This is a genomic window from Rossellomorea aquimaris, from assembly GCF_003315075.1.
Taxonomy (GTDB): domain Bacteria; phylum Bacillota; class Bacilli; order Bacillales; family Bacillaceae_B; genus Rossellomorea; species Rossellomorea aquimaris_C.
Map to the genome: position 1 here is coordinate 230,838 of NZ_QNRJ01000001.1, position 26,104 is coordinate 256,941.

27 protein-coding genes are annotated in these 26,104 nt (G+C 40.9%); 24 read left to right on the plus strand and 3 right to left on the minus strand.

All coding sequences use genetic code 11. The features are described 5' to 3' along the window. Positions 1–123 precede the first annotated feature (123 nt). The 5 genes from DET59_RS01135 to DET59_RS01155 all read left to right on the plus strand — a co-directional run bounded on the left by DET59_RS01135 (position 124) and on the right by DET59_RS01155 (position 5,309). A complete protein-coding gene (locus DET59_RS01135) occupies positions 124–801 on the plus strand; it encodes an HAD family hydrolase (protein WP_113967762.1) in 678 nt (225 codons plus the stop codon). A 174-nt stretch (positions 802–975) separates the two neighbouring features. Further along, positions 976–1,656 (plus strand): serine/threonine protein kinase, encoded by a 681-nt coding sequence (locus DET59_RS01140; protein ID WP_113967763.1) that lies wholly within the window; start codon positions 976–978, stop codon positions 1,654–1,656. 350 nt (positions 1,657–2,006) lie between these two features. Beyond that, a complete protein-coding gene (locus DET59_RS01145) occupies positions 2,007–3,218 on the plus strand; it encodes an MFS transporter (protein WP_113967764.1) in 1,212 nt (403 codons plus the stop codon). 146 nt (positions 3,219–3,364) lie between these two features. After that, complete coding sequence (locus DET59_RS01150) at positions 3,365–4,438, plus strand: NAD(P)H-dependent flavin oxidoreductase (RefSeq protein ID WP_113967765.1); 1,074 nt, start codon at positions 3,365–3,367, stop codon at positions 4,436–4,438. Positions 4,439–4,619: 181 nt separating this feature from the next. Further along, complete coding sequence (locus DET59_RS01155) at positions 4,620–5,309, plus strand: hypothetical protein (RefSeq protein ID WP_113967766.1); 690 nt, start codon at positions 4,620–4,622, stop codon at positions 5,307–5,309. Positions 5,310–5,344: 35 nt separating this feature from the next. Here the strand turns inward: DET59_RS01155 and DET59_RS01160 are convergent, their stop codons facing one another. After that, entirely contained in the window at positions 5,345–5,824 is a 480-nt protein-coding gene (locus tag DET59_RS01160) for a hypothetical protein (protein ID WP_113967767.1), read from the minus strand. Positions 5,825–5,919: 95 nt separating this feature from the next. On the opposite strand from DET59_RS01160, the gene DET59_RS01165 reads away from it, so the two are divergent. The 15 genes from DET59_RS01165 (at position 5,920) to DET59_RS01245 (ending at position 20,551) form a co-directional block, all read left to right on the plus strand. Then, positions 5,920–6,507: a vWA domain-containing protein gene (locus DET59_RS01165; RefSeq protein WP_113967768.1), complete on the plus strand. Its 588-nt coding sequence runs from the start codon at positions 5,920–5,922 to the stop codon at positions 6,505–6,507. 343 nt (positions 6,508–6,850) lie between these two features. Then, positions 6,851–8,029 carry a TraB/GumN family protein gene (locus DET59_RS01170; protein ID WP_113967769.1) on the plus strand — a complete coding sequence of 393 codons (1,179 nt, stop codon included), beginning with the start codon at positions 6,851–6,853 and terminating at the stop codon, positions 8,027–8,029. A gap of 397 nt (positions 8,030–8,426) precedes the next feature. Next, on the plus strand, positions 8,427–8,951 hold the full coding sequence (locus DET59_RS01180) for a histidine phosphatase family protein (RefSeq protein ID WP_113968023.1): 525 nt from the start codon (positions 8,427–8,429) through the stop codon (positions 8,949–8,951). Positions 8,952–9,157: 206 nt separating this feature from the next. Then, positions 9,158–9,343, plus strand: coding sequence for a hypothetical protein (locus DET59_RS21475; RefSeq protein WP_113967771.1), 186 nt, complete (start codon positions 9,158–9,160; stop codon positions 9,341–9,343). 172 nt (positions 9,344–9,515) lie between these two features. Further along, the gene (locus tag DET59_RS01190) at positions 9,516–9,695 is read left to right on the plus strand and encodes a hypothetical protein (RefSeq protein WP_044337098.1); all 180 of its coding nucleotides are present in this window, start codon (positions 9,516–9,518) and stop codon (positions 9,693–9,695) included. A 588-nt stretch (positions 9,696–10,283) separates the two neighbouring features. Continuing rightward, positions 10,284–11,108 carry a M55 family metallopeptidase gene (locus DET59_RS01200; protein ID WP_113967773.1) on the plus strand — a complete coding sequence of 275 codons (825 nt, stop codon included), beginning with the start codon at positions 10,284–10,286 and terminating at the stop codon, positions 11,106–11,108. A gap of 14 nt (positions 11,109–11,122) precedes the next feature. Further along, complete coding sequence (locus DET59_RS01205) at positions 11,123–12,055, plus strand: ABC transporter permease (protein ID WP_113967774.1); 933 nt, start codon at positions 11,123–11,125, stop codon at positions 12,053–12,055. Further along, a complete protein-coding gene (locus tag DET59_RS01210; RefSeq protein WP_113967775.1) occupies positions 12,055–13,008 on the plus strand; it encodes an ABC transporter permease in 954 nt (317 codons plus the stop codon). The genes DET59_RS01205 and DET59_RS01210 overlap by 1 nt, the downstream gene beginning before the upstream one ends. A 5-nt stretch (positions 13,009–13,013) precedes the next feature. Next, entirely contained in the window at positions 13,014–14,024 is a 1,011-nt protein-coding gene (locus DET59_RS01215) for an ABC transporter ATP-binding protein (protein WP_113967776.1), read from the plus strand. A 42-nt stretch (positions 14,025–14,066) separates the two neighbouring features. Beyond that, a complete protein-coding gene (locus DET59_RS01220) occupies positions 14,067–15,692 on the plus strand; it encodes a peptide ABC transporter substrate-binding protein (RefSeq protein WP_113967777.1) in 1,626 nt (541 codons plus the stop codon). A 91-nt stretch (positions 15,693–15,783) separates the two neighbouring features. Next, positions 15,784–16,722: a S66 peptidase family protein gene (locus tag DET59_RS01225; protein WP_113967778.1), complete on the plus strand. Its 939-nt coding sequence runs from the start codon at positions 15,784–15,786 to the stop codon at positions 16,720–16,722. Beyond that, positions 16,719–17,798 carry a mandelate racemase/muconate lactonizing enzyme family protein gene (locus tag DET59_RS01230; protein ID WP_113967779.1) on the plus strand — a complete coding sequence of 360 codons (1,080 nt, stop codon included), beginning with the start codon at positions 16,719–16,721 and terminating at the stop codon, positions 17,796–17,798. The genes DET59_RS01225 and DET59_RS01230 overlap by 4 nt, the downstream gene beginning before the upstream one ends. Before the next feature lie 22 nt (positions 17,799–17,820). Beyond that, positions 17,821–18,744: a C40 family peptidase gene (locus tag DET59_RS01235; RefSeq protein WP_181778018.1), complete on the plus strand. Its 924-nt coding sequence runs from the start codon at positions 17,821–17,823 to the stop codon at positions 18,742–18,744. Next, a complete protein-coding gene (locus DET59_RS01240) occupies positions 18,741–19,745 on the plus strand; it encodes an ABC transporter ATP-binding protein (RefSeq protein ID WP_113967781.1) in 1,005 nt (334 codons plus the stop codon). Before DET59_RS01235 ends, DET59_RS01240 begins: the two co-directional genes overlap by 4 nt. 14 nt (positions 19,746–19,759) lie before the next feature. After that, on the plus strand, positions 19,760–20,551 hold the full coding sequence (locus tag DET59_RS01245) for a serine hydrolase (RefSeq protein ID WP_113967782.1): 792 nt from the start codon (positions 19,760–19,762) through the stop codon (positions 20,549–20,551). A gap of 67 nt (positions 20,552–20,618) precedes the next feature. On the opposite strand, the gene DET59_RS01250 is transcribed toward DET59_RS01245, so the two are convergent. After that, complete coding sequence (locus DET59_RS01250; RefSeq protein ID WP_113967783.1) at positions 20,619–21,443, minus strand: STAS domain-containing protein; 825 nt, start codon at positions 21,441–21,443, stop codon at positions 20,619–20,621. 338 nt (positions 21,444–21,781) lie between these two features. Here DET59_RS01250 and DET59_RS01255 point away from each other — a divergent pair, with 338 nt between their 5' ends. The 4 genes from DET59_RS01255 (at position 21,782) to DET59_RS01270 (ending at position 25,546) form a co-directional block, all read left to right on the plus strand. Beyond that, positions 21,782–22,339, plus strand: a complete 558-nt coding sequence (locus DET59_RS01255) for a helix-turn-helix domain-containing protein (protein ID WP_220154050.1) — start codon at positions 21,782–21,784, stop codon at positions 22,337–22,339. 183 nt (positions 22,340–22,522) lie between these two features. After that, positions 22,523–22,834 carry a metal-sensitive transcriptional regulator gene (locus DET59_RS01260; RefSeq protein ID WP_113968025.1) on the plus strand — a complete coding sequence of 104 codons (312 nt, stop codon included), beginning with the start codon at positions 22,523–22,525 and terminating at the stop codon, positions 22,832–22,834. Positions 22,835–22,848: 14 nt separating this feature from the next. Then, positions 22,849–23,055, plus strand: a complete 207-nt coding sequence (copZ, locus tag DET59_RS01265) for a copper chaperone CopZ (protein WP_113967784.1) — start codon at positions 22,849–22,851, stop codon at positions 23,053–23,055. Positions 23,056–23,128: 73 nt separating this feature from the next. After that, positions 23,129–25,546, plus strand: coding sequence for a heavy metal translocating P-type ATPase (locus DET59_RS01270; protein WP_113967785.1), 2,418 nt, complete (start codon positions 23,129–23,131; stop codon positions 25,544–25,546). A 62-nt stretch (positions 25,547–25,608) separates the two neighbouring features. Here the strand turns inward: DET59_RS01270 and DET59_RS01275 are convergent, their stop codons facing one another. Beyond that, positions 25,609–25,950: a DUF3889 domain-containing protein gene (locus DET59_RS01275; protein ID WP_397540906.1), complete on the minus strand. Its 342-nt coding sequence runs from the start codon at positions 25,948–25,950 to the stop codon at positions 25,609–25,611. Between the last annotated feature and the right edge of the window lie 154 nt (positions 25,951–26,104).

Here is a 26,104-nt window from a genome sequence, read left to right on the forward strand (position 1 = left end):
ATATTCTAAAATGCGTTAAGATAGTGAATATATGGAAAGTTTTTTTGAATCGGGACGGATTTAATGGATTCTATATACGAAACATAGGGGACACCAAAACTGAGGAATGGAGGACACCACATCATGATTCAAGCGGCCATATTTGATCTGGACGGAACTCTGTTGAACAGAGACGCCTCTGTAAATGAATTCATCACTAGCCAATATGAAAGATTGGATAAATGGCTAAGACATATACCAAAAGAATCGTACATAACCAGATTCATTGAATTAGACCAGCGCGGCTACGTCTGGAAAGATGAAGTGTACAAGCAGCTTATCGAGGAATTCACTATTCCTGAAATAACCTGGGAAGAACTGCTGGAAGATTACATCAGTGAATTCAAGCACAACTGTGTACCTTTTCCACATTTACATAAAATGTTGGAGGAATTAAGAGAGAAAAATATCAAACTGGGAATGATCACAAATGGCTTTGGCCAGTTTCAAATGGACAACATCCTGGCTCTTGAAATAGAAGCATACTTTGATGAAATACTAGTTTCGGAATGGGAAGGCTTGAAAAAGCCAGACCCTGAAATCTTCAAGAGAGCATTAGTAAGGTTGAATTTAGAACCTCATGAATGCATCTTTATCGGGGATCACCCTGAGTATGATGTGTATGGTGCTCAGAAAGTCGGGATGAAAGGTATTTGGAAGAAAGATCCTCACTTGAGTCATGCGGAACAAGCAGATGGGGTGATTGATGATTTGATGGAATTGCCGATATATATTGATCATCTTAATAGCAATGGAAGGTGAAAAAGACGTTATCAGTTCGAATTTATATAATTACATACAGCTGTCTAAAATTTCTAGCAAATTACAAAGGTGCAAAATTGATATCAGGGTTTGGTAGGTGCTATATTATTCTGAATAAGGTATGATTTCCAATCATACCTTTAATAGAGTTCAATTCCAACGAGGGGAGAATATATGGCTAATAAATGGGAAACAGCACTACCATCACTATCCCAAGTCACCGTGTCTTCCAATCCCAATAACGAACCTGTCAGGATACATGGTGGGGATGATAGTCTAAGATGCATCGGTGTCGGGACGGATGCAGCGGTCTTTCAATCCATTTATGCTCCAGAGTTTGCGTTCAAATTGTACGCGGAGGATAAGGGGTCGAAAATTACTATAGAAGAAAAAGTGTACAATGCCATTGGGAAATCACCTTTTTTCTCAACCTGCTATGCAGCTTACGATAAATTTCTCGTTTTAAGTTACGAAGAGGGACCAACACTATTCGATTGTCTGCTCCAGGGAATTCATATTCCAGAACAAGTAGTTCAAGATGTGGAGGATGCCAGACAATATGTTCGTGATCAGGGAATGAATCCCCGTGATATTCATTTAAAGAATATTTTACTTCAAAACGGAAGAGCGAAAATTATAGATGTGTCAGAATATGTGCTTCCTGGAAATGATTTCAGATGGGAGCATTTAAAGAAAGCATACGAAGAACATTACCACCTCATTGATGGAAGAGCCATTCCGTTTTGGTTACTTGAAACAATTCGAAAATGGTATAACTCATGGAATAAGCATTTCACTTCTTATGAGGAATTCATGAAAATTGTATTGAAGTTTACTTCATTTAAAAAAGACTGAAAAAGCGCTCTGAGCTAAAAGCTCTGAGCGCTTTTTCTTTATGAAGGTACTTCAAGGTGCCTATACCACTTATAAGTGCGTACTTCTCAACGTGTGTTGAAAGGTTCATAATCAACATTGAACTTTTTGGAGGTGCGATGTGAACTCGTTCTATCATCCGAAACATCAACTAGGGTACTTTTAGGTTCCTATACTACTATTTAGTACCTTTAGAACTTTAAAGTGCGTACTTCCGTTTATATTTAATACCTACCATAATGATGGTTATAGAGAAAATAAGAAAGGCGCCTTCGTGTTTTCTCTATAAAATTTCATATTTCATTACTATTCAGTTAAGGAGGAATTCTTATATGAGTTCTCATGCTAATACAATCAATCAATCTCAATCAAAAGCCAAAGGAGGTACCCTTGCCTTACTGGCACTTGCTATTTCTGCATTTGGAATCGGAACGACTGAATTTGTTCCAGTCGGATTACTATCATCGATTGCTGATGATTTATCCATCTCTATTACGCTTGCCGGTTTATTAATTTCCGGATATGCCATCGGGGTTGCCATTGGTGCACCGGTCCTTACGGCTTTGACAAGTAAAATGAGCCGTAAATCGCTACTAATGTCCTTAATGGTAATCTTTATCATTGGTAATTCTATCGCTGCCATGTCTACAAGTTTTGGAATATTACTGGTAGCCCGTTTTATCACAGCTTTTTCACACGGTATTTTCTTTTCAATCGGTTCTACGATCGCGGCGGATTTGGTGCCCGCACATAAACGTGCAAGTGCTATCGCTTTTATGTTTACAGGATTGACTGTTGCAACCGTCACTGGAGTACCTCTGGGGACGTTTATTGGTCAAGCATTCGGATGGAGGGCAACCTTCTGGGGAGTAGCATTACTTGGAATCGTAGGGATTATCGCAAGTGCCATTCTTGTACCGAAAAATTTAAAAGAAGCTCCACCTGCAAAGTTTAGTGAACAATTGAAAATCTTAAGCAACGGAAAATTATTATTAGCCTTTGCCATCACCGCTTTGGGGTATGGCGGAACCTTTGTAGCATTCACGTATTTAACGCCACTATTAGAGAATGTTACTGGGTTTAGTTCCAAGTGGGTAAGTATGATCCTGCTTGCTTATGGAATTGCCGTTGCAATCGGAAATGTCTTCGGAGGTAAAGCTTCCGATAAAAGCCCTCTAAAAGCATTATTCTGGATGTTTATAGCTCAAGCCATTGTCTTATTCTTCCTTACATTCGCAGCTCCATTCAAAGTGGCCGGCTTAATTGCTATATTCCTAATGGGACTATTCGCATTCATGAACGTGCCGGGTTTGCAAATTTTAGTTGTAAACTTAGCTGAAAAATATGTACCCACTGCCGTAAACGTAGCATCTGCTTTAAATATTGCCGCCTTCAATGTCGGCATTGCCATCGGTTCATTCGTGGGAGGACTTATTGTCGACAGTATCGGACTTATCCACACTCCGTGGATCGGAAGCATCATGGTTTTAGGAGCCGTTCTGCTAACTGCTTGGTTGCGTGGGGTAGAGCGTAAATCTGCTTAATACCATTATTTCTTGTAGGGGCGGCAATCTTTGCCGCCTCTTTCTATAGAAGAAAGAGAGAAATCAATTGTACATGAAGGATAAATTTGTCATAATTTATTTATACTTCAATTTAAAGTACTTCCCAAGAAAAAGGAGAGAAAATCATGTGGAATCAAAATAGCGTTTCCAAAATACTGGGCACACATTATCCCATCATCCAAGCAGGAATGGCTGGTGGAGTCACTACTGCAAATCTGGTATCAGAGGTCTCAAATTCTGGAGGTTTGGGAACCTTGGGAGCAGGATATATGTCAGTTGATAATATGAAACTAGCAATCAAAGAAATAAAAAATCAAACGAATCAGCCTTTTGGGGTGAACCTCTTCATACCTGAAACTCCAATAGTAAATGAAGAACAAATAACCAACGCCAAAAGATTGTTGGAGCCTTTTAAAAAAGAATTAAACCTAACGGACAACAGCTCGTTTTCAGAGCTTCAAACCGAATTTGAAAAGCAGGTAGAAGTCATCTTCAATGAAAAGGTACCCGTCTGCAGCTTTACGTTCGGCGCCCCATCTAAAGAGCTTGTGAAAGAGTTAAAAAAGGAAGGAACCATCGTGATCGGTACCGCGACGACCGTTGAAGAGGCAGTTATCAATGAAGAGAACGGAGTAGACATCGTTGTCGCCCAAGGAAGTGAAGCTGGTGGGCATAGAGGCACGTTTCTAGACTCATTTCAACACTCAATGATCGGAACCTTTGCTCTCGTTCCACAAGTGGTGGATGCGGTGAGCATACCTGTGATTGCTGCAGGAGGGATTATGGATGGAAGAGGCGTTAGTGCAGCACTTGCTTTAGGGGCAAAAGGAGCCCAAATGGGAACTGCTTTTCTTACATGTATAGAGAGTGGGGCTGGGGCTTCTCATAAAAGGGCTGTCTTAGAATCATCAGAAATTCATACGGTCATCACAGCTGCCTTTAGCGGGAAACCTGCCCGAGGAATTGTAAACAGATTTACCAGGGAAATGCAGGAATTCGAGAGCCAATTACCTCCGTATCCCATACAACATGCGTTAACGAAAAGGCTGAGAAAAGAAGCGGGGAAACAAGGAATTCCAGAATTCATGTCCTTGTGGTCTGGACAAAGCCCGAGACTCAGCAGGAATATATCTACCAAAGACCTCCTTATATCCATCGTATCTGAAGTGGAAGAAACGATAGGAAGGTTAAATGAATAACCAATTCACTCGTTCCATTCATAGTCCCAATCTCACAAATCCTATTTTCCAAATATTAAACCTTGTAATCATTTCTAGCAAAGGTATAATTTTGATATAAGGAAAGCGCTTTTTTATTTATCTTAAATTTTCTAAATAGTTAAAATCCATTCGCTATGTTGCTTTTTTTTAGGAGGTTCTAATGAGAGAAATATTACCTGGATCTGTACTGTCTCATATTCAGTATGGTTATCAAAAAGTTCCTAAGAAGGTCAAAAGTCAATGTCCAAGCTGCTCAAAGACAAGTGAATTTGTTTTGAAAGCCAATTTTTATCAAGTAAATAAAACAGGACTGTTTGCAGAAGCAAATTGTTCAGAGTGTAAGAAATCTGCTCTCTTTGTTATTATGCTAAATGATGATTCGGTCAATCGACGTGAGGAAGCGGGCCTGTATATTTATGATCCCCTGGCAACGAACGGACCGTTGGATCAGATTCAAGGGAATAAACGGATTCCACAGGACCTCGTCCGATCATTTCGATCCGCATTAAATGTCAGCCAGTCTAAGGATAACTCTGCTACAGCCGTTATGTCTAAGCGCGTACTCGAGAGTGTACTGAAGAATTTTAATGGGGACAAAGTAAACGGGCAATCATTATCGGAACAGTTCGACCAGTTACCCAAAAATGTCGACCTTACAAAGCCAATCCAGGCGCTGAGCCACCTTGTTCATCCCAACTCCCCATTCTATGAAATGCTGGAATTGGAAAGGGAAATTGACGATGAAACAGCGGGATTACTTATGGAATTATTAGAGGGCCTCATTGAGTACTTATTCGTTCTTCCAGAAAAAATCGAAACGCTACAAGAGAAAATCGAAAAGAAATATTAGTAGAAGTAGAGTGCCGTTTCTAGCACTCTACTTTTTTATAGTGGTTTTAACTTAAGGGAATACAGTGCCTGATTCACGTCATCGATGTCATAGATTCTCTTCTCTAAACAAAACTGAATCACAAGGTCGAATCGGTCGCTGTCTGAAAGGGAGAAACCGGCGGCACTCAACATATCACCGGTTTCTTCCTCCGACAGTTCAAGAGAGAGACACAGGGCTACCACTGTCCGTTTACTCGGCTTGTAATCAGGGATCGATCTGATTTTTGAAAAGTGCTTGCGGTCGACTCCTGCTTTTTTGTAGATGGAAGCATCTGTCTGACCCTTGCCATCGATGTGTTGAAACAACCTCTCTGAAAAAGACGCTGATTGATGCAGCTCAATAAAATCTTCCAGCTCACTGGAATAAATCTTGTCACTTAAGCAGGGTTCTTCTTTTTGTATATCATATATCCGTATTTCTCTATTTGTTTCCACGAAATCATGAAGTTCCTGCAAAATCTGTTCATTAAGCATACTTTCACCTCCAAAATGTCGCTCATTAAGCGACCCATTTCATCCTCTCAGTGGTTATGATTATATCAGAAACGATAAAGGGAGGATGGAAAAAAATGAATACTGCATTAACTGAAATAATTTTCTTACTAGACAGAAGTGGATCAATGGGTGGACTTGAACATGACACGATTGGAGGCTTCAATGCTTTCATTGAAAAACAGAGTCGGTTACCAGGAAAAACCGTTGTAACAACCGTTCTATTTGATGATGAATATGAGCGATTATGGACCGGAATTGAAGCAGACAAGGTAAGGCTCACCCCCGAGGATTATTATGTAAGGGGAATGACGGCTCTTATGGATGCAGTGGGAAAAACGATCCTCGATGTAGGTCATCGTTTGGCTAAGCTTGAGGAAGCCGAACGGCCAGGGAAAGTCATCTTCGTTATCACAACCGATGGTATGGAAAATGCGAGCGTTGAGTTTTCTGCCAGTAAGGTAAAGGACCTTATCAGTCATCAACAGGAGAGATACAATTGGGAGTTCATTTTTCTTGGAGCGAATATCAATGCTGCTGAAGAAGCCATGAAGATTGGGATTGACATAGAAAGCTCCTATCAATTTGAAGCTTCTGCTAAAGGTGTTGAAAAAATGTATGATATTGTGAGTGAGGCTGTTTTTGAGAAAAGGAGTGGCTATTAATTATTAATTTGGGATCTCATCTATCTATTGGATGAGATTTTTTCATTATGGAAACATTTGATGTTCTTTATAATGAATTCGCCGTTATATCTTACATTTCGCCGTTATATTTGAGGTTTCGCCGATATAATTGAAATAGCGCCGTTAAATCGGACGAATACATATCAACACCCCAATTTTCCAGCCTTAATCCATACAAAACGTATAAAAATGACCTCATCAATCAATAACTTTCTCGATTCTAAATAGAATTTATTTAAATTTTGCCAAAACTAGTTTATCATTATGAGGTAGATTCAATTTATACCAATTGGAAGTCAACGGAGTTAAAGGAAGGTACAATATGTCGACAGAAAACGAAAAGAATATTACCAGAATACATATGGATGGGAAAGAATACATTCTCATCGGAACTGCTCACGTATCGCGTCAGAGTGCAGAGCAGGTAAAAGAAGTGATTGAAGCCGAACAGCCGGACACGGTATGTGTCGAGCTGGACGAACCAAGGTATCAATCAATCGTCGAGGGAGATAAATGGAAAGATACAGACATCTTTCAAGTAATTAAAGACAAAAAAGCTACTTTGCTCCTTATGAATCTGGCCATTGGATCATTTCAGCGACGGATGGCCAAACAATTCGGCATCAAACCGGGTCAGGAAATGATTCAAGGAATTGAGTCGGCGAAAGAATCTGGCGCTGAACTCGTCTTGGCTGACCGGAATATCCAAATCACGTTTTCCCGTATTTGGAATAGTGTCGGATTCAGTGGCAAAGCGAAACTTATGACACAAATCATTTACAGTATCTTCAGTAACGATACCATTACAGAAGAAGAACTCGAGAAAATCAAATCTCAAGATATGCTTGATTCGATGCTAAATGAATTCACCCAAGTGTTTCCTAAATTGAAAACACCATTAATCGATGAACGGGATCAATACCTTGCCCAGAAAATCAAAGATGCTCCGGGGGAGAAAATTGTTGCGGTGTTAGGTGCAGCTCATGTTCCTGGTATCACTAAGGAAATTTATAAAGAACATAATTTGGACAAACTGAACGAACGTCCTGCTAAATCAAAATGGCCTAAGATTATAGGATGGGCTATTCCTGTAATGATACTTGCCGTGATTGCCTATACCTTCATTTCTAATCCAGATGCCGGGATACAACAGGGAATTAGTTGGATATTATGGAACGGAGGATTCTCTGCACTTGGCGTAGCCATCGGATTAGGACATCCATTAGCGATATTGACAGCATTCGTAGCAGCACCATTTACGTCTTTAAATCCGCTTCTTGCAGCAGGATGGTTTGCCGGATTCGTACAAGCCTATTTCCGCAGACCGAATGTCGGTGACTTTGACTCACTATCTGAAGACGTTCTAAGTGTAAAAGGATTCTGGAGAAACAAAGTTACGCGAATCCTCCTCATTGTCGTGCTTGCTAACTTAGGAAGTACACTTGGTACTGTCATTGGTGGGGCTGATGTTGTGCGACTGTTTCTTGAAAATTTAAAGTAAAGTGAAATAAGCTATCCTTTTGGGGGTAGCTTATTTTTTATTAAAAGATGTTGGAATATTATGTTAAAATAAATAGAAAAATGATATTTTGGAGGAATCTATTAAATGAACCACTTTATAAGCAGATATGCCCACTGGTTACTTCTCCTACTTGTAGGATCTAGTTTTGTTATGGGAATCACACTCTTTACCCATTCTGTTCAAGGGATAATCGCTGGTGTTTTTGGGATTATTGGATTTAGTGGTGTGGCTTTCCTGGTTTTTCATATCGAGAAGCAGAGGAGGAAGGAAACTAAATAATAATACAGTGAGGAATGATTAAGTTCAGGAGGCTTTATGATGTATCCAGAATCACAATCAAACTATGGAAGATAGAATGATAGAAAGGAGTGTCTATATGATATACGTTGTCAGACACGGTCAAACTGACTTGAATAAGGAAGGCAGATTACAAGGAAGAAAGGGACTCCCCTTAAATAAAGAAGGTTTCAGACAAGCTGAATACTTAAAGTACAAACTGTCACAGATTCCTTTTGATTATGTCTATTCCTCTCCACAAGAAAGAGCGATTCAGACGGCTGAAATTGCCACTGGAAAAGAAGCCTGCATAGATCCAAGATTGGATGTTTATGATCTAGGTGAAGCGGATGGGCTGCTGAAGAGCGAGGTGGAAATGGCTGGAGTCCTCCCTGATGCCAGACTTTATAATGGACTTGAAGAAACAGATTGTTTCATAGAAAGAATTTTTTCATTTATGACTGAACTGAAAAAAGAACATGGGAATAATGAAAAGAATATTCTGATTTCAGGTCACCGTTGTACGACTGGGGCTATCGGCTCATATTTCACAGTAGGGTCCAGGGATGAAAATATCTTGAAGCACTCTTCTAATAATGGCGATTATAGATTATTTTCATTTTGAACTATAGACAAACTGATTAGAGGGTAAGATGATTGAAAGAAAATTGGTTCCTCGTTTGGGGACAGGATTTCTATTCTGGATCAGTCCTGAAAATACACTAATTATAAATGCTCGTTATACGTTTTCAAAAAAGATCATTGGGTAAATAGTAAGTAGCCTTTACCCGCAACCTTGTGAGGAGAGAATAATAGGAGCTGTGACGATCGTTGCTCAATATACATGACAAATATTCCATTGTTTTGTATCAAACACATATGGCAAAATATCAAGCTTCTCGTAAATCTCAGAAAATTACGATCCAAATGCTTTCCCAGTATACAGGTTTCTCTGAGGAAATCATTCTCGAAGCACTTGAGTTTGGAAAGTTAGCACCTGATTTATCTATTAGATAATCACCTACGTGTAAAGGTCTAAGAAAATTATTTTCTCCTCCAAGGTTGACCAATAGGAAGCCTGTAATGTAGTTGATTCCTTTTTGCTACATAATTAATTTTTAAAGAATATATTGAAAAAACAAGCCTATATTTATTATAATAACAGAAAGGATTTATAGAGGAGGATCTAATGGACACCCACAGGAGTAAAAGGATATCCAAGTTATACCGAAAGTTGATTACTTCTGATGCAACACAAGCTTTCCTTATTTATAAAGGCCTAGATGAGACAACGAAAGCAGAATTACTCGATTTAGTGGCAGAGATGGGCTCTCAGCACTCAGAAAAACTTTTGAATAAAATAAGCTAACATACATTAACCGAGTTTAAGGCCTGGAGAGGTGATTTCTCCAGGTCTTTTCCTATGAAAAAGGTTATCAGGGGTAGAAATGGAGAAATTGAAAATAAGGATTTTTCGTTTATCAGCAGAATAGTAAATATATCAGCGAACCGTATTGAACCAGTAATGCACAGTATCAGATGCTTGCTATCATCAATCAACAAGTGAAAAAAATCATAACACGATTTCAATTTCATAAAAACTACTATAGCTGTTGAAGATATATCAATAAAATCAACCTGTGCCATTTGTCCTTCATCCAACGCTCAAACCCAATGATATGTACCAACTATATAAACAAAGAATGCGGTGTGATTTCGATTATGAAATCCATCGCATTTTTAGTTTTTTATTAAATTTGATGCTTCCAATGAACTATTTCTGGATTGAAAAGGGGAGAAATCATTTCTAACAAATCTAAAGGTAGTCCTATTTTCCTTATTTTATGAAAATAGGAATAAATTCCTTTTTATTCAAAAAATTGTTGTAATTAGGCGAATTAATATTTATAATATTAAGAAAATTTAATAAATATTTCCTAGGAAAGGGGGTTACTGTATGAATGTATATATGTCGGTGGATATGGAAGGAATTACAGGCTTAGTTGATCATACACACGTAGATTCGAGGAAGCATAATTATGAGCGTGGGAGAGTCTTGATGACGGAGGAAGCGAATGCGGTAATATTTGCTGCCTTTGAGTCAGGTTGCACCGAAGTACTGGTAAATGACAGTCATTCACAAATGAATAATCTATTAATTGAAAAGCTGCATCCAGAAACAAAGTTGATATCCGGTGGAGTAAAACCATATTCGATGGTTCAAGGACTGGATGCCACGTTTGATGGGGCTTTTTTTGTGGGTTATCACGCACGGGCTTCGACGAAAGGGGTGATGTCCCATTCGATGATTTTCGGTGTTCGCAACATGTTTATCAATGATGTTGCCGTAGGTGAGCTGGGCTTTAATGCGTATGTTGCAGGATTTTACGGGGTTCCAGTGTTGATGGTTGCAGGAGATGACCAGGCAGCACTTGAGGCAGAGGCATTGATCCCTAATGTTACGACAGCCGTCGTGAAGGAAACGATTTCCCGTTCTGTGGCAAAAAGCCTGACACCTCAGAAATCAGCTCAATTATTAAAGGAGAAAACCGAAGTAGCGATACATAATAAAGAAATCGTAAAACCTCTCACTCCACCTGACCATCCGACATTGCGAATCGAATTTGCGAATTATGGACAAGCGGAGTGGGCAAGTCTTATGCCAGGAACAGAACTGGAGGCAGGCACAACCACTGTACGATTTAAGGCAAAAGATATCCTGGAAGCCTATAGAGCCATGCTTGTGATGACTGAACTGGCGATGCGAACAACATTCTGTTAGAAAGTGTGAGATCAATGGGTACATATTTGTTGAAACGGCTACTGGCCATGGTGATTACGTTATGGCTGATTGTGACATTAACATTTTTCTTAATGCATGCCATACCAGGGTCACCGTTTAATGAAGAGCGAAATACAAGTGAGATCGTACAGCAAAATTTAGAAGCTCATTATCATTTGAATGAGCCGTTGATGGTACAATATTTTCTCTATTTAAAGTCCCTGGTTTCATTAGACTTTGGTCCATCTATTACACAACCATCACAAACCGTAAATGACTTATTGGGCAGGGGATTTCCAATTTCCTTTGAATTAGGAATGATTACTCTCGTGATTGCCGTATTGTCTGGCATTATTTTAGGGATATTGGCTGCTCTCAGACATAACCGAATCATAGATTACATGGCAATGACCTTCGCCGTACTCGGGATTTCGATTCCAAATTTTGTGATGGCGACATTACTTATTCAGGAATTGGCTGTAAACAGGGGAATCTTCCCTGTAGCCACATGGACGAGCTGGCATCACATGGTTCTTCCGACCTTGGCATTAGCGACAGGGCCGATGGCCATCATCGCCCGCCTGACTCGTTCGAGTATGTTGGAAGTGTTAACCCAGGATTATATTCGAACAGCCCGTGCCAAAGGGTTGTCACCAATCAAGATTGTGTTTAAGCATGCCCTGCGAAATGCCTTACTTCCGGTTGTAACTGTACTGGGTACTCTAGCAGCAGGAATATTAACAGGAACATTCGTCATTGAACAAATCTTTGCGATTCCGGGAATGGGAAAGTATTTCGTGGAAAGCATCAATCAGCGTGATTATCCCGTCATAATGGGGACGACTGTATTTTACAGTGCATTTCTCATACTTATGCTGTTTTTAGTCGATTTAGCTTATGGTTTCCTGGATCCCCGTATTAAGTTACATAAGAAGGAGGCGAAATAATGGGAGTTCCAAAACACCAAGAACCAAATGTGACTCCAGATGTACTGGATGAGTGGTTTACACCCAAGAAGAGGAATAAAGATGACGCCGAAGCGGTGGTCCGACCGAGTCTTTCCTATTGGCAGGATGCGTGGAAACGCCTTGTGAAAAATAAGCTGGCAATGCTTGGCTTTGTTTTTTTAATCGGGTTAATTGTGATGGCAGTCATTGGACCCATCATTTCTCCCCATGACGTAACGAAGCAAGCACTTTCGAACCAAAACCTGCCGCCTTCCGGTGATCACTGGTTTGGTACCGACGATATGGGACGAGATGTATTTACCCGTACGTGGTACGGTGCACGCATATCCTTGTTTGTTGGCTTTATGGCAGCACTCATTGATTTTGTTATCGGAATTGTATATGGAGGCGTAGCTGGCTATAAGGGTGGTAAAACCGATAACGTTATGATGCGTATTGTTGAAATTCTATACGGATTACCTTACCTGTTAGTTGTGATTTTATTAATGGTCGTGATGGGACCGGGCCTACTCACTATTATCGTTGCCTTAACCGTGACGGGCTGGATCGGTATGGCCAGAATTGTAAGGGGACAAGTGCTCCAAATTAAAAACTATGAGTTCATTCTTGCTTCTAAAACGTTTGGTACGAAAACAGCCCGTATCATACGGAAGAATCTCCTGCCTAATACGATGGGACCGATTATCGTACAGATGACACTGACCGTACCAAGCGCTATTTTTGCGGAAGCATTCCTAAGCTTCCTTGGATTGGGCATTCAAGCGCCTTTTGCGAGTTGGGGAGTCATGGCTAATGACGGCTTATCTACGATTCTATCAGGATATTGGTGGCGATTATTCTTCCCGGCTTTATTTATTTCACTAACTATGTTCTCATTCAACGTTTTAGGGGACGGACTTCAGGATGCACTTGATCCGAAGCTAAGGAGGTAATCATCATGAATCAAGTATTATCTGTACAAGATCTACATGTACAATTCTCGACTTATGGGGGTGAAGTCAAAGCGGTACGGGGAGTGAGCTTTGATTTACATAAGGGGGAAACGCTTGCCATTGTCGGCGAATCTGGATGTGGAAAGAGTGTAACGTCTCAAAGCATTATGAGATTAATTCCGAGTCCTCCCGGGAAGTTGACGAACGGCAGGATACTATTTAAAGGAAAAGACCTTTTAAATGTAACCGAACCGCAAATGCGAAAAATTCGAGGGGCCGATATTTCGATGATCTTTCAGGATCCCATGACAGCTCTGAATCCGACCCTGACAATCGGGGAGCAAATAATAGAAGGAATCCTGCAGCATAATGATGTTTCCAAGAATCAGGCGAGACAGAAAGCGATTGAGATGCTGACACTTGTCAGTATTCCAAATCCTGAAGAACGATTAAAGCAATACCCTCATCAATTTAGTGGGGGAATGAGGCAGCGGATTGTTATCGCCATGTCACTCGTATGCGAACCAGACGTTATAATCGCCGATGAGCCGACAACAGCTCTCGATGTAACCATTCAAGCGCAGATTTTGGAATTATTCAAAGAAATCCAGCAAAAAACCGGGGTCTCGATTATTTTGATTACCCATGATTTGGGTGTGGTAGCTCAAGTTGCTGATCGCATTGCCGTCATGTATGCCGGTAAAATTGTAGAGGAAGGAAATAGAAGAGAGATTTTCTATCACCCTCAACACCCGTATACTCAAGGGTTACTAAAATCCGTCCCAAGACTTGATCTTGATGGGGAAGACCTTATTCCGATACCCGGTTCACCACCTGATTTATTTTCACCACCCTTAGGGTGTCCTTTCGTTCCCCGGTGTGAAAAGGCGATGGAAGTGTGCGACCGTGTATACCCAGCGAAAACACAACTATCAAACGATCACCACGTTGACTGCTGGCTTCAGGATAAACGCGCCAAAAAAATGCTTTCATCGATTAGCTTAACCATCCGTTAAGTTAATTGTTTGATAGATAAAAAGAATAAGAGGGGGAAAAACATGAAGAAGCTATTATCAGTTTTTTTAGTAGGAATGCTCTTGTTTGTGTTGGCAGCTTGTACAGCTACAAAGGATGCAGGCAGTGAGTCAAGCAGTGGAGACAGTAAGAAAGAAAATGCAGGAAAGGTTCTTCACTTGAATAATGGTGCTGAACCAACGTCTTTTGATCCTCCCATTGGGTTCGACTCCTACTCCTGGACAGCATTAAACAATTTAATGGAGGGGATGACGCGCTTAAACGCCAATCATGAACCCGAAGCAGCAATGGCAGAAAAATGGGACGTCTCTGAAGACGGAAAAGTATACACGTTCCACATTCGTGATAATGCCAAATGGTCTAATGGTGATGATGTAACCGCCGGAGACTTCGTTTTTGCTTGGAAACGTCTGTTGAATCCGGAAACGGGATCACCGGCTGCCTTCTTAGGTTACTTCATTGAAGGTGGAGAAGCCTTCAATACAGGGAAAGGATCCGCTGATGAAGTGAAGGTAGCGGCAAAGGACGAGAAAACATTTGAGGTCACTCTTACCAGCCCACAAGCGTATTTCTTAAGCGTCATTGCGAATCCAGCGTTCTTCCCGATCAATGAGAAGGTGGCTACTGAAAACCCTGAGTGGTTTGCAGAAGCAGATACATTCGTAGCAAATGGGCCGTTTAAGCTGACTGAATGGGAGCATGACAGCCACTTTGTTATGGAGAAGAATGATCAATATTGGGATAAAGATTCAGTGAAATTGGATAAAGTCCACTGGGCAATGGTGAACGATACAAACACCGATTATCAATTATTCAAAACAGGTGAGTTGGATACAGCCGATGTACCGGCTGATCTAAGTAAACAGTTATTCGAAGAAGGTAAAGTCAATGTAGAGGATCAAGCAGGAACCTACTTCTACCGTTTCAACTTAGAAAAAGAGCCTTTCCAAAACCAAAACATCCGTAAAGCATTTGCCATGGCGGTAGATCAACAGCAAATGGTCGACTACGTGACAAAGAACAAAGAAAAAGCAGCATACGGCTTCGTATCAAAAGGTTTTAAAGACCCTTCAGGAAAAGACTTCCGGGAAGCGAATGGAGATTTAGTGAATACAGATATCGAAGAAGCGAAAGCCCTTCTGAAAAAAGGAATGGAAGAAGAAGGATACGATAAACTACCTGAAGTAACCTTAACGTACAGCACTAGTGATACACATCAGAAAATCGCTGAAGCCCTTCAACAAATGTTCAAGGAAAATTTAGAGGTAGACGTTAAATTGGCCAATATGGAATGGAACGTATTCCAGGACGAACAAAAAGCATTGAAGTTCCAATTATCACGAAGCTCATTCCTGGCAGACTACGCAGACCCGATCAACTTCCTGGAGAACTTCCAAACAGGGCATTCCATGAACCGAACAGGTTGGAGCAATGAAAAGTTTGACAGCTTAATCAAACAAGCCATGAATGAAGCAGATGAATCGAAACGCTTCGAATTAATGTATGAAGCAGAGAAAATCTTAATGGATGAAATGCCGATCATTCCAATCCACTTCTACAACCACGTGTATTTACAAAATGAAGATGTATCCGGCATCGTTCGCCATCCAGTTGGATATATGGAATTAAAATGGGCAGACAAGAAATAGGTGCTTGAACTAAGAGTGAGTGGAGAAGACGCAAGGCTGTTTGAAGCCTTGCGTTTGCTCCCTCTTTTTCTACGAAAGGGGTAGACAGCTTGTGGTGATAAAACCGTTAAGACTCAAAAAAGGGGATACAATAGGAATCATTGCTCCTGCAAGCCCTCCGAAATCTGAACCATTAAAAAAAGCCTTATCCTTTCTTGAAGAATTAGGTTTGGACATAAAACTGGGGAAATCCGTTCATAAGAAATATGGGTACCTGGCAGGTTATGATCAAGAACGGATAGAAGATATCCATATGATGTTCAGAGACCGTGACGTTAAAGCCATCATTTGTGCTTGCGGCGGTTTTGGCACAGGACGGATCGTATCCCGATTGGATTACAACTTAATAGGGGAAAACCCGAAAATCTTTTGGGGATATAGTGATATCACTTTTTTACATACAGCGATTCATCAACAAACAGGACTCGTTACGTTTCATGGTCCTATGTTAAGTTCAGATATTGGTCTTTCGGATGTACATGCATTAACGACGAATTCCTTCCAACAGTTGTTTCGTTCGGAAGCCATCGAATATACAAACAAACTTTCCATGTTGGAAACGGTTGTAGAAGGCGCAGCAAGCGGACCTGTAATAGGTGGAAACCTTACCTTATTGGTAAGCACATTAGGTACTCCTTTTGAAGTGGATACAAAAGGCAAAATCCTATTTATCGAGGATATCGATGAAGAACCTTATAAAGTGGACCGAATGATGAATCAGCTGAAAATGGCGGGGAAATTTCATGACGCATCCGGTGTCATCATCGGGGATTTCAAAAACTGTGTGCCAGAAAAACGCGAACAATCCCTGACTCTCGATGAGGTGCTCAAAGAACATATTTTAGATGCAGGCAAACCTGCATTAAAAGGATTTCATATCGGTCATTCTTCCCCAAGTATCGCCATACCATTAGGAAGCATAGGACGAATGAATACGTATAACCAAACATTCATTGTAGAAACTGGCATAAGAGAGGATGAGAATAAGTGAAGATCCATCAATTGGAAACATTCCGAACAGCTGTCCCGTTGCATACCCCTTTTAAAACGGCGTTACGCACCGTTGAAGTGGCAGAAGGCATCGTTGTGAAGTTAACGTGTGATGACGGGACTGTTGGCTGGGGAGAAGCTCCCCCGACAGTCGTGATTACAGGGGACAGCCTATCAAGCATTGAGTGGGCCATACAACAAGTGATCAAGCCGGCCATCATAGGGAAGAGTCTCTTAAATTATGAACAGCTCTTTCAACAATTACATTCTCTACTTATCCGTAATTCAAGCGCAAAGGCAGCTGTAGATATGGCCTTATATGATTGCCTTTCTCAGCATTGCAATCTTCCACTCTATCAATTTCTTGGCGGGTACCGTCATGAGCTGGAGACTGATTATACTGTGAGCGTTAATAGCCCAAAGGAAATGGGGGAGGATGCAGAAGCCTATGTGAAGCAAGGCTTTAACGTACTGAAGGTCAAAGTGGGAAAAGATGATATCGAGACGGATATTAAAAGAATTCATGAGATACGCCAGCGAATCGGGTACGATATCAAAATTCGACTGGATGCTAATCAAGGCTGGGAATCGAAATCCGCTGTCAAAGCGATTCGCAAACTGGAAGACCTTGATCTTAATATTGAATTAGTCGAGCAGCCAGTACCTGCTCATGACATTGAAGGGCTGAAAAGAGTCACTGATGGAGTGGATACACTGATTATGGCAGATGAGAGTGTTTTTACACCATATCAAGCATTTGAGGTGTTAAAAACCCGCAGCGCAGACATGATCAATATTAAACTCATGAAAGCAGGGGGCATCTATTACGCTCAGAAAATTAACGACCTCGCGGAGGTTTGTGGTGTCGAATGTATGGTAGGGAGCATGATTGAAACGCGCCTCGGGATTACGGCCGCAGCTCATTTTGCAGCAAGCAAGAAAAATGTCACCCGATTTGATTTCGACGCCCCTCTTATGTTGGCAAAAGATATAGTAGTGGGAGGCATTGAATATAACGGTCGAATGATAACGATGCCCACCCAACCTGGATTAGGGATAGAGAGAGTACTAGTTTAAATAACCACGAGGGGGAATTAATATGACGACAAAAGCGCTAATAGCAGTTCCCGTATCAACCGTATGGACATCCAAGTATTCAGCCCGTGATTTGGATTCACCTGCCGTTTCCAATCCCGTGCAAATCAACGAATGGTTAGATTCTTTGACACATGAATCCCGGTTGGCTCTTTGCGATGAAAACCGCATACAATCTCAAGCTTTATTCGGCCAGGAAGTATTGGTGATGGAAGAGGAGGACGGTTGGTCTCATGTGATCATTCCGGACCAGGCTACATCGAAAGACGATCAAGGATACCCTGGTTGGGTCCCCAGCGATCAGCTTTCACTTGGGGAGTTACCTCAAAAGGATACATATGCCATAGTCACTAGCAAATTCACGAATTTAATCAATGAAGAGAATGAGGTGGAATTGGCACTCAGTTTCCAAACGATTTTACCCGTTGTGAAAGAGCATGATCATGTTATCGAAGTTATGACTCCGTTAGGTACACGCTTCTTAAAACAGAAAGATGTGATCATCTCAACCACAAAGGTTAACGATCAAAAGGGTAGCGGCCAAGACATCGTCAATTCCGGAAGAACATTTCTTGATCTTCCTTACTTATGGGGAGGGATGTCGAGCTATGGATTTGATTGCTCAGGCTTCAGCTATACCATGTGCAAGGCGAATGGTTATCTGATTCCCCGAGATGCAAATGACCAGGCAAAAGCCGGAAAAGAAGTAGCACTGGATCAATTAGAGCCTGGTGATCTTTTATTTTTTGCTTATGAAGAAGGGAAGGGGAGCATTCATCACGTAGGGATCTATCATGGTGACGGAAAGATGATCCACTCTCCCAATACAGGGAAAACCATTGAAACTCTTTCCCTGAAAGGTACCTATTACGAGAAAGAGCTATGTATGGCAAGACGTTACTGGGAGGAAACGGAGGAATCATCATGACGAATCACAAACTACTAGAAGTAAAGGAATTAAAGAAATATTTTCAGCTTGAAAAAGGTAAAATCTTAAAGGCAGTGGATTGTATTTCATTTGATATCTATAAAGGTGAGACATTCGGTTTAGTAGGGGAATCGGGTTGCGGGAAGTCGACTACAGGCCGCACCATCATCGGTTTGTATGACAGCACGGATGGGGAAGTCCTGTATGAGGGGAAGAATGTTCATACACTCTCTGAAAAAGAAAAGCTATCCTTTTATAGAAGCATGCAGATGATTTTCCAGGATCCGTACGCTTCTCTTAATCCCCGTTCAACGGTACGTGAAATTATTGCAGAACCGATGGAGGCCCACAATTTATACCGGGATAAAAAAGAGCAGATGGAACGTATTTATCAGCTGCTGGAAGATGTCGGACTGAATCGGGATCATGCTAATCGCTATCCCCACGAATTCAGTGGCGGACAGCGTCAGCGTATTGGCATAGCCCGAGCTCTTGCCCTTAATCCTGATTTCATAATCGCCGATGAACCGATATCTGCTCTGGATGTTTCCGTTCAAGCTCAAATCGTAAACCTATTGAAAAAGCTTCAAAAAGAAAAGGGTTTGACCTATTTATTCATTGCTCATGATCTTTCCATGGTCAAGCATATCAGTAACCGCATCGGAGTGATGTATCTGGGACATATGGTTGAATTAACGGAGAGTAAAGAACTTTATAAAAAACCTCTTCACCCTTATACCCAAGCCTTACTTTCAGCTATCCCCATCCCTGATCCCGATGTAGAGGATGAGCGTGAACGTATGATCATTCAAGGAGAAATCCCCAGCCCGATCAATCCACCAAGTGGCTGTGTGTTCAGAACCCGTTGTCCTGTAGCCATGGAAGCGTGCGCCAGCCTGAAACCTAAATGGAAGGAAGTAGAAGAACAGCACTTTGTTGCTTGTCACTTGTACGACAATGAAATCACCAAGGATCATGACGAAGTAGCGGTCACAAAGTAAAGGATGAATAGTGGATGAATGGAAAATTATTAGAGGTAAAAATTCTGGACGCTATTGATAAATGTATGGGCAGGGTCAGTGTAGCCATTGACCTGCCATCACGCTCCATCCAAATCAATGATGATACTCCATATCCGGCCGCAAGTTTAATCAAGGTTCCGATCTTACTTGAAGGCTTTCGTCAGGCAGAGCAGGGGGGAATCTGCTTAAATGAAACGGTAATGGTCCCTAAAGAGGATAGAGTGGGAAGGGCAGGCGTGTTGTCAGCACTCTCCGGAAATATGTCGTTGACGGTAGAAGACCTCCTCACACTCATGATCATTGTGTCGGATAACACCGCAACGAATCTCTTGATCGACCGTATAGGGGCAGAAGCAATCAATAACCTTTGTAATTCTTTAGCATTAAAACACACGAAGCTTAGCCGGAAATTGATGGATTTTCAATCAATGGAACAAGGGTATGACAATTTGACCTCTGCTTCTGATATCATCACCTGCTTGCGGATACTGGACCAGAGCCCACTATTCAGTGAGCAGAGCCGTGAAAAGATGCTATCAATTTTGCATCAGCAGCAATTTGATACCAAGCTGCCGGCAAGAATCGACAGGGAAAGAGTCTTTATAGCAAACAAAACAGGGGAATTACCTGGGGTTGAACATGATTGTGCCATTGTTCGATGTAATCAAAAAACTGCCTACATAGCTGTATTAATTGATGGTCTTGAGGAAAACGAATCTGCGCGAGGCACCATTGCGGAAATCGGTAAGCTTCTATATGATTATTTAACTAAGCCTGATTTGTAAAAAAAGCGGCTTAGCCTGATTTGAATTTTCGCTATTCCTCGAAAAACTTTACCATAAGAAAAGCATCCTAAAACTTCTGGATGCTTTTTGACTTTTGCAAATGTATAAGTGCTGTATGGAGACTTGCGAACATCGGAATATGCTTCAATACGATGCCCAGGTTGACCATGGTTTGAGCGATTTGTGGCCTAATGCCTGTCAGGATTGCTTGAATTCCAGCTAATTTAAGCGCAGCTACCACTTTGATGAGTTGATCGGCTACCATTGTATCCACAACCGACACTCCGGACAAATCTATAATCAGATAATGCAGCTCCATTGAAGCTCCTTCTGATAGTGCCCTTTCCATTAAATCCTTCGCACGTCCTGAATTTATATCTCCTATAAGAGGAAGTATGGCAATCGTCTTTGTCACTTTCACAATCGGTATAGAAAGCTCAGAGCTGACCGTTCCTGCAAGGGAATGAGAATAAGAAACCGTAAGGCGATAAATGGCTTGATCCACACCAGAATGAAAAAGAGAAAGAATATCATAAAACGTTTCTAAGGACAGTTCATTCTCTATTGCATTAGTTTTTATTATTTTTCCAATTTCATGCCGAAAGTAATGAAGATCTTCCAGCGCTACTTCAAGTGAAACTTCCAACTGCTTAAATAAAGTAACAGAAGAACATGCCCATCCTTCAATAGATTGTTGAATATCATGAGAACGCAGGGACTGGGCTAAAAGCTCAATCATTTCTCCTCTCCATTTTCGCAGAGGTACATTTACATTATTAGGGTAAGGAGTATTTTCGTTTGTTCTTTCTTGAATCAATGTCACTTTAGAATCTACTATGATGTGAATGAATTCAAGATACTTGTTTTCGTCATGAATTGCGTTCATCGACATCTGATAACCTCCTACTGGATCAAAACTACGAGTTTCACAATTATGTAAATATATTTGGAAAAAGGATAGAGGAAACACTGGATATTATGTTATGCTTTTCAATAAGGAGTACATAAGCAATGATACTAAATGAGGACGTATAGAGTCTCACGAAGAGATCACTCTACAATAAGAAGATTCACAACATGATGAAGATTAAAGAGTAGGTCATTTAAATACTTTCCTACCATTCTATTATATCGAATAATACCATTTGGGAATGTTTCTGTTTAGCCACCCTCTAATAGAGTTTACACATTGCTTTTCTGCCATTAAGGTTCAGAAAGGGGTACTTAGGATTGAATAAAAGAACTTGGCTTATTAAGTTGAGAAAAATGAAAAAGATGACCCAACAGGAAGTGGCTTCGAAAGCTTTCATTGAAAGGTCCTACTATGCCCAAATCGAGAATGGCATCCGCAAACCGAGCAGTGAGGTCACTGTCAAGCTGGGTGAAGTATTGGACTTCCACGCATCCAGCTTTAATCTCGAGGAAAATCCATTCTCGATTGCTTTAAAGAATGCACCTGTCGTGCTCGCACATTGTGATACTCAATTACGCTATACCTGGATCTTTAATACTCCTGATCTTGTTCCAGACGATCATATTGGAAAAACCGACATAGAGCTTGATAATAATGAAGGGAATAGGGCATTAATGAAATTGAAAGAGGAAGTATTAGAAGTAAAGGCCCCCATCAATCGAGTGATCTCGATTCCTTTAAAAACAGGAACGATTTCCTATAATGTATACGCCCACCCCTTGTTAAATGAAGAAGGCACCCTTATCGGTGTCGCCACTGCTTCTACTGAAATACATATCTCCAACCCTAAAGATGGGCTCAACAAGCATACATAATGAATCGATACAAAAGGCGTGCATCCCAATGAGGAAACACGCTTTTTTTATCAAATCAAATTTCTTTACATACCATAATGGGGTATAGTATATTGAGAGCGTGGAGGTGGGAAGATGACCACTGAAAAGAATGAAAAAGAACCTGAGATTAACCCATCTGTGATTCAAGAGGAAGAGCGTGTTATGGATCATGTTGCATGCTCAGACGAACAAGTTCGGAAAAGCCATCATTCTGATAATGTTAAGAAAAACCTTGTAACTCGATTAAATCGGATTGAAGGTCAAATAAGAGGAATTAAAGGCTTGATTGAGCGAGATACGTATTGTGATGATGTTATTACACAAATATCCGCCACTCAATCCGCCCTCAACAGCGTAGCCAAAATTCTATTAGAGGGTCATATGAAAACATGTGTTCTTGATCGGATTCAAGAAGGTGACACAGAAGTATTAGATGAAGTCATGGTTACCATTCAAAAACTTATGAAAAAATAAAGGAGTGTTTACAGATGCAAAAAGAATCGTTAACAGTGGAAGGTATGTCTTGCGGACATTGTGTTAAGGCAATTGAAGGCAGTGTTGGGAAATTAGACGGTGTGAAATCGGTGCAAGTAAGTTTGGAAGACAAGAAAGTAGAAGTTGAATATGATGATTCACAAGTGAAGCTTGATGACATCAAAGAAACAATCGATGATCAGGGATATGATGTCGTGTAAGGATACTGTGCTTTCTCAGCACGGTTTTCTTTTACAATAAAGTATACCCCGTATAGGTATGGAGGGTTGATAAATGGTTCAGCATAAAGAAATCAATATAGAAATAACAGGAATGACTTGCGCTGCTTGTGCGAATCGAATCGAAAAGGGTTTAAATAAAATGGACGGTGTAGAAAAGGCAGCGGTCAACTTCGCTTTGGAGAAAGCAGCAGTAAAATACAATTCGGAAGTAGTGAAGCCAATTGATATTCAAAAAAGAATTCGGGATCTAGGTTATGACATACAACTCGAAAAAACCGAGTTTGATATTACCGGGATGACCTGTGCTGCTTGTTCTGCAAGAATCGAGAAAGTATTGAATAAGCAAGAGGGAATACAAAATGCAACGGTTAACTTGGCATTAGAAAAGGCAACCATTGAGTATGCCCCTGGCACAATCTCGACAGATCAAATCATTAAAAAGGTTGATTCAATTGGCTACGGTGCAACAGTGAAAAATGATGAGAATCAAGAAGAACAAACCGATCATAAACTTCAAGAGATCCAGAAGCAAAAACGTAAATTCATATGGTCACTATTATTATCGCTCCCCCTACTGTGGTCGATGGTCAGTCATTTTGAATTTACATCGTTCATCCCATTACCGGATATCTTAATGAACCCTTGGGTGCAAATGTCGTTAGCAACACCTGTACAGTTTATTATCGGGAAACAATTTTACGTAGGTGCTTATAAAGCATTAAAGAATAAGAGTGCCAATATGGATGTTTTGGTCGCACTTGGTACATCTGCTGCTTACTTTTACAGTGTGTTTCTTGCCTATCAGTCCATTGGGTCGGGAATGCATATGGTCGAGCTGTATTTTGAAACAAGTGCAATCTTAATTACACTCATTATTCTTGGAAAATTGTTTGAAGCCAAGGCAAAGGGTCGTTCTTCTGAAGCCATAAAGAAGCTTATGGGACTACAGGCTAAAACCGCAACGGTAGAAAGAGATGGAAATGTTGTAGAGATTCCTTTAGAAGACGTTATAACAGGAGACATCGTGTACATCAAACCAGGTGAAAAAGTTCCTGTAGATGGAGAAGTCATCGAAGGTCGTTCAGCACTTGATGAATCGATGATTACAGGCGAAAGCGTTCCGGTGGATAAATCTATAGGTGATACACTGATCGGTGCCACAATGAATAAAAACGGATTCCTTAAAATGAAAGCTACAAAGGTAGGAAAGGATACCGCCCTGGCACAGATTATCAAAGTGGTGGAGGATGCTCAAGGTTCCAAGGCTCCTATTCAACGGTTAGCAGATACAATATCAGGTATATTTGTTCCTATTGTGGTAGGAATTGCAGTCCTCACATTTCTTGTCTGGTACATTTGGGTTGAACCGGGTAATTTTGCCGAAGCACTTGAGAAGCTGATTGCCGTTCTTGTGATTGCCTGTCCATGTGCCCTTGGGTTAGCGACTCCGACTTCGATAATGGCAGGATCGGGTCGGGCAGCAGAATTCGGGATTCTCTTTAAAGGCGGAGAACATTTGGAATCGACCCATGGAATTACAACCGTTGTACTCGACAAAACGGGTACTGTTACAAACGGTGAGCCGGTATTAACAGATGTAAAAGTGGAAGCTGGTTTTGATGAAGAGGATTTCCTCGCTTTTGTTGGTGCGGTGGAACGGTCTTCGGAGCATCCTCTAGCGATTTCAATTGTGAAAGGGATCAAAGAAAAAGGAATTACTATATGGGGTAGTGAAGAATTTGATGCTATACCAGGGTATGGTGTAAAAGCAAAAGTTCGAAATAATGAAGTGGTCATCGGTACCACGAAACTCATGGAACAAAATGGTGTCCAGATGAATCATGTGATAGAAACCAAACAAACCCTTGAGACTGAAGGAAAGACGGTTATGCTCGTTTCAATTAATGGAAGCTATGCCGGCCTAGTCGCTGTAGCGGACACTATAAAAGATACTTCTAAACAAGCCATTCAGAGATTACATGATATGGGTTTAGAAATCATCATGATCACTGGTGACAATCAGCGGACCGCTGAAGCAATTGCAAAAGAAGCTCAAATCCATCATGTAATTGCGGAAGTATTACCTGAAGGAAAAGCAATGGAAGTTCAAAAGTTGCAGAAGGTAGGAAAGAAAGTCGCGATGGTGGGAGATGGAATCAATGATGCCCCTGCTCTTGCCATGGCAGATATCGGAATGGCGATCGGAACAGGTACAGACGTAGCCATGGAAGCTGCCGATATCACCCTTATCCGCGGAGACTTGAACAGTATCGTCGATGCTATCTTCATGAGTAAGAAAACCATTCGTAATATTAAACAAAACCTGTTTTGGGCCCTCGCCTATAACTCACTCGGCATTCCCATTGCCGCAATGGGATTCTTAGCACCATGGCTTGCCGGAGCTGCAATGGCATTTAGTTCTGTGTCGGTTGTCTTAAATGCACTGCGTTTGCAGAGAGTAAAGCTTTAACTAAAAAGAGATCAAAGGGAGTTAAAATCCTTTGATCTCTTTTATTGTTCATACCCTATTATTTACCGATCCGTTTCCGTGAATTTGATATCAATCAGCTTTTCAGTTTCCGACTCAAACTGAATGTCCACAAACACACCAAATTCTTTCCCGCCATGTTTTAACCAGAGCTTAAACTTCTCAGTCGATACTTTCGATCCGTTTTCCTTTCCGATATGAAGATAGTCAACGATCGCCGCATCAGGATATTTTTCTTTAGTCTTTTTCACTGCCAGACTTCCCCATTTCGCATAGGAGGGAATCTCTTGTTGAGCGTGTACGGGTTTCTGGTCAACTAGTGCCGCGTTGGCAATAAAAATCATACATAGAACAATTGGAATATGTCGTTTCATTTTCAATACCATATCCTTCTTTTTACCTTGTAGGTTTGTCTAGTCTGGCTGAAATTATTCTGCATTTTCCATTTAACTTACAATTACAGGAGTAACTGAAATCTTTTATTTAATTAGAATATTCTTTACTTACTCATCATAAAATCTTAAACTGTGGATGAGGAAG

Coding starts and splice junctions, on each gene's coding strand:
- DET59_RS01135 (WP_113967762.1), top strand. CDS start 124: ATGATTCAAGCGGCCATATTTGATCTGGACGGAACTCTGTTGAACAGA.
- DET59_RS01140 (WP_113967763.1), top strand. CDS start 976: ATGGCTAATAAATGGGAAACAGCACTACCATCACTATCCCAAGTCACC.
- DET59_RS01145 (WP_113967764.1), top strand. CDS start 2,007: ATGAGTTCTCATGCTAATACAATCAATCAATCTCAATCAAAAGCCAAA.
- DET59_RS01150 (WP_113967765.1), top strand. CDS start 3,365: ATGTGGAATCAAAATAGCGTTTCCAAAATACTGGGCACACATTATCCC.
- DET59_RS01155 (WP_113967766.1), top strand. CDS start 4,620: ATGAGAGAAATATTACCTGGATCTGTACTGTCTCATATTCAGTATGGT.
- DET59_RS01160 (WP_113967767.1), bottom strand. CDS start 5,824: ATGCTTAATGAACAGATTTTGCAGGAACTTCATGATTTCGTGGAAACA.
- DET59_RS01165 (WP_113967768.1), top strand. CDS start 5,920: ATGAATACTGCATTAACTGAAATAATTTTCTTACTAGACAGAAGTGGA.
- DET59_RS01170 (WP_113967769.1), top strand. CDS start 6,851: ATGTCGACAGAAAACGAAAAGAATATTACCAGAATACATATGGATGGG.
- DET59_RS01180 (WP_113968023.1), top strand. CDS start 8,427: ATGATATACGTTGTCAGACACGGTCAAACTGACTTGAATAAGGAAGGC.
- DET59_RS01190 (WP_044337098.1), top strand. CDS start 9,516: ATGGACACCCACAGGAGTAAAAGGATATCCAAGTTATACCGAAAGTTG.
- DET59_RS01200 (WP_113967773.1), top strand. CDS start 10,284: ATGAATGTATATATGTCGGTGGATATGGAAGGAATTACAGGCTTAGTT.
- DET59_RS01205 (WP_113967774.1), top strand. CDS start 11,123: ATGGGTACATATTTGTTGAAACGGCTACTGGCCATGGTGATTACGTTA.
- DET59_RS01210 (WP_113967775.1), top strand. CDS start 12,055: ATGGGAGTTCCAAAACACCAAGAACCAAATGTGACTCCAGATGTACTG.
- DET59_RS01215 (WP_113967776.1), top strand. CDS start 13,014: ATGAATCAAGTATTATCTGTACAAGATCTACATGTACAATTCTCGACT.
- DET59_RS01220 (WP_113967777.1), top strand. CDS start 14,067: ATGAAGAAGCTATTATCAGTTTTTTTAGTAGGAATGCTCTTGTTTGTG.
- DET59_RS01235 (WP_181778018.1), top strand. CDS start 17,821: ATGACGACAAAAGCGCTAATAGCAGTTCCCGTATCAACCGTATGGACA.
- DET59_RS01240 (WP_113967781.1), top strand. CDS start 18,741: ATGACGAATCACAAACTACTAGAAGTAAAGGAATTAAAGAAATATTTT.
- DET59_RS01245 (WP_113967782.1), top strand. CDS start 19,760: ATGAATGGAAAATTATTAGAGGTAAAAATTCTGGACGCTATTGATAAA.
- DET59_RS01250 (WP_113967783.1), bottom strand. CDS start 21,443: ATGTCGATGAACGCAATTCATGACGAAAACAAGTATCTTGAATTCATT.
- DET59_RS01260 (WP_113968025.1), top strand. CDS start 22,523: ATGGATCATGTTGCATGCTCAGACGAACAAGTTCGGAAAAGCCATCAT.
- copZ (WP_113967784.1), top strand. CDS start 22,849: ATGCAAAAAGAATCGTTAACAGTGGAAGGTATGTCTTGCGGACATTGT.
- DET59_RS01270 (WP_113967785.1), top strand. CDS start 23,129: ATGGTTCAGCATAAAGAAATCAATATAGAAATAACAGGAATGACTTGC.
- DET59_RS01275 (WP_397540906.1), bottom strand. CDS start 25,950: ATGGTATTGAAAATGAAACGACATATTCCAATTGTTCTATGTATGATT.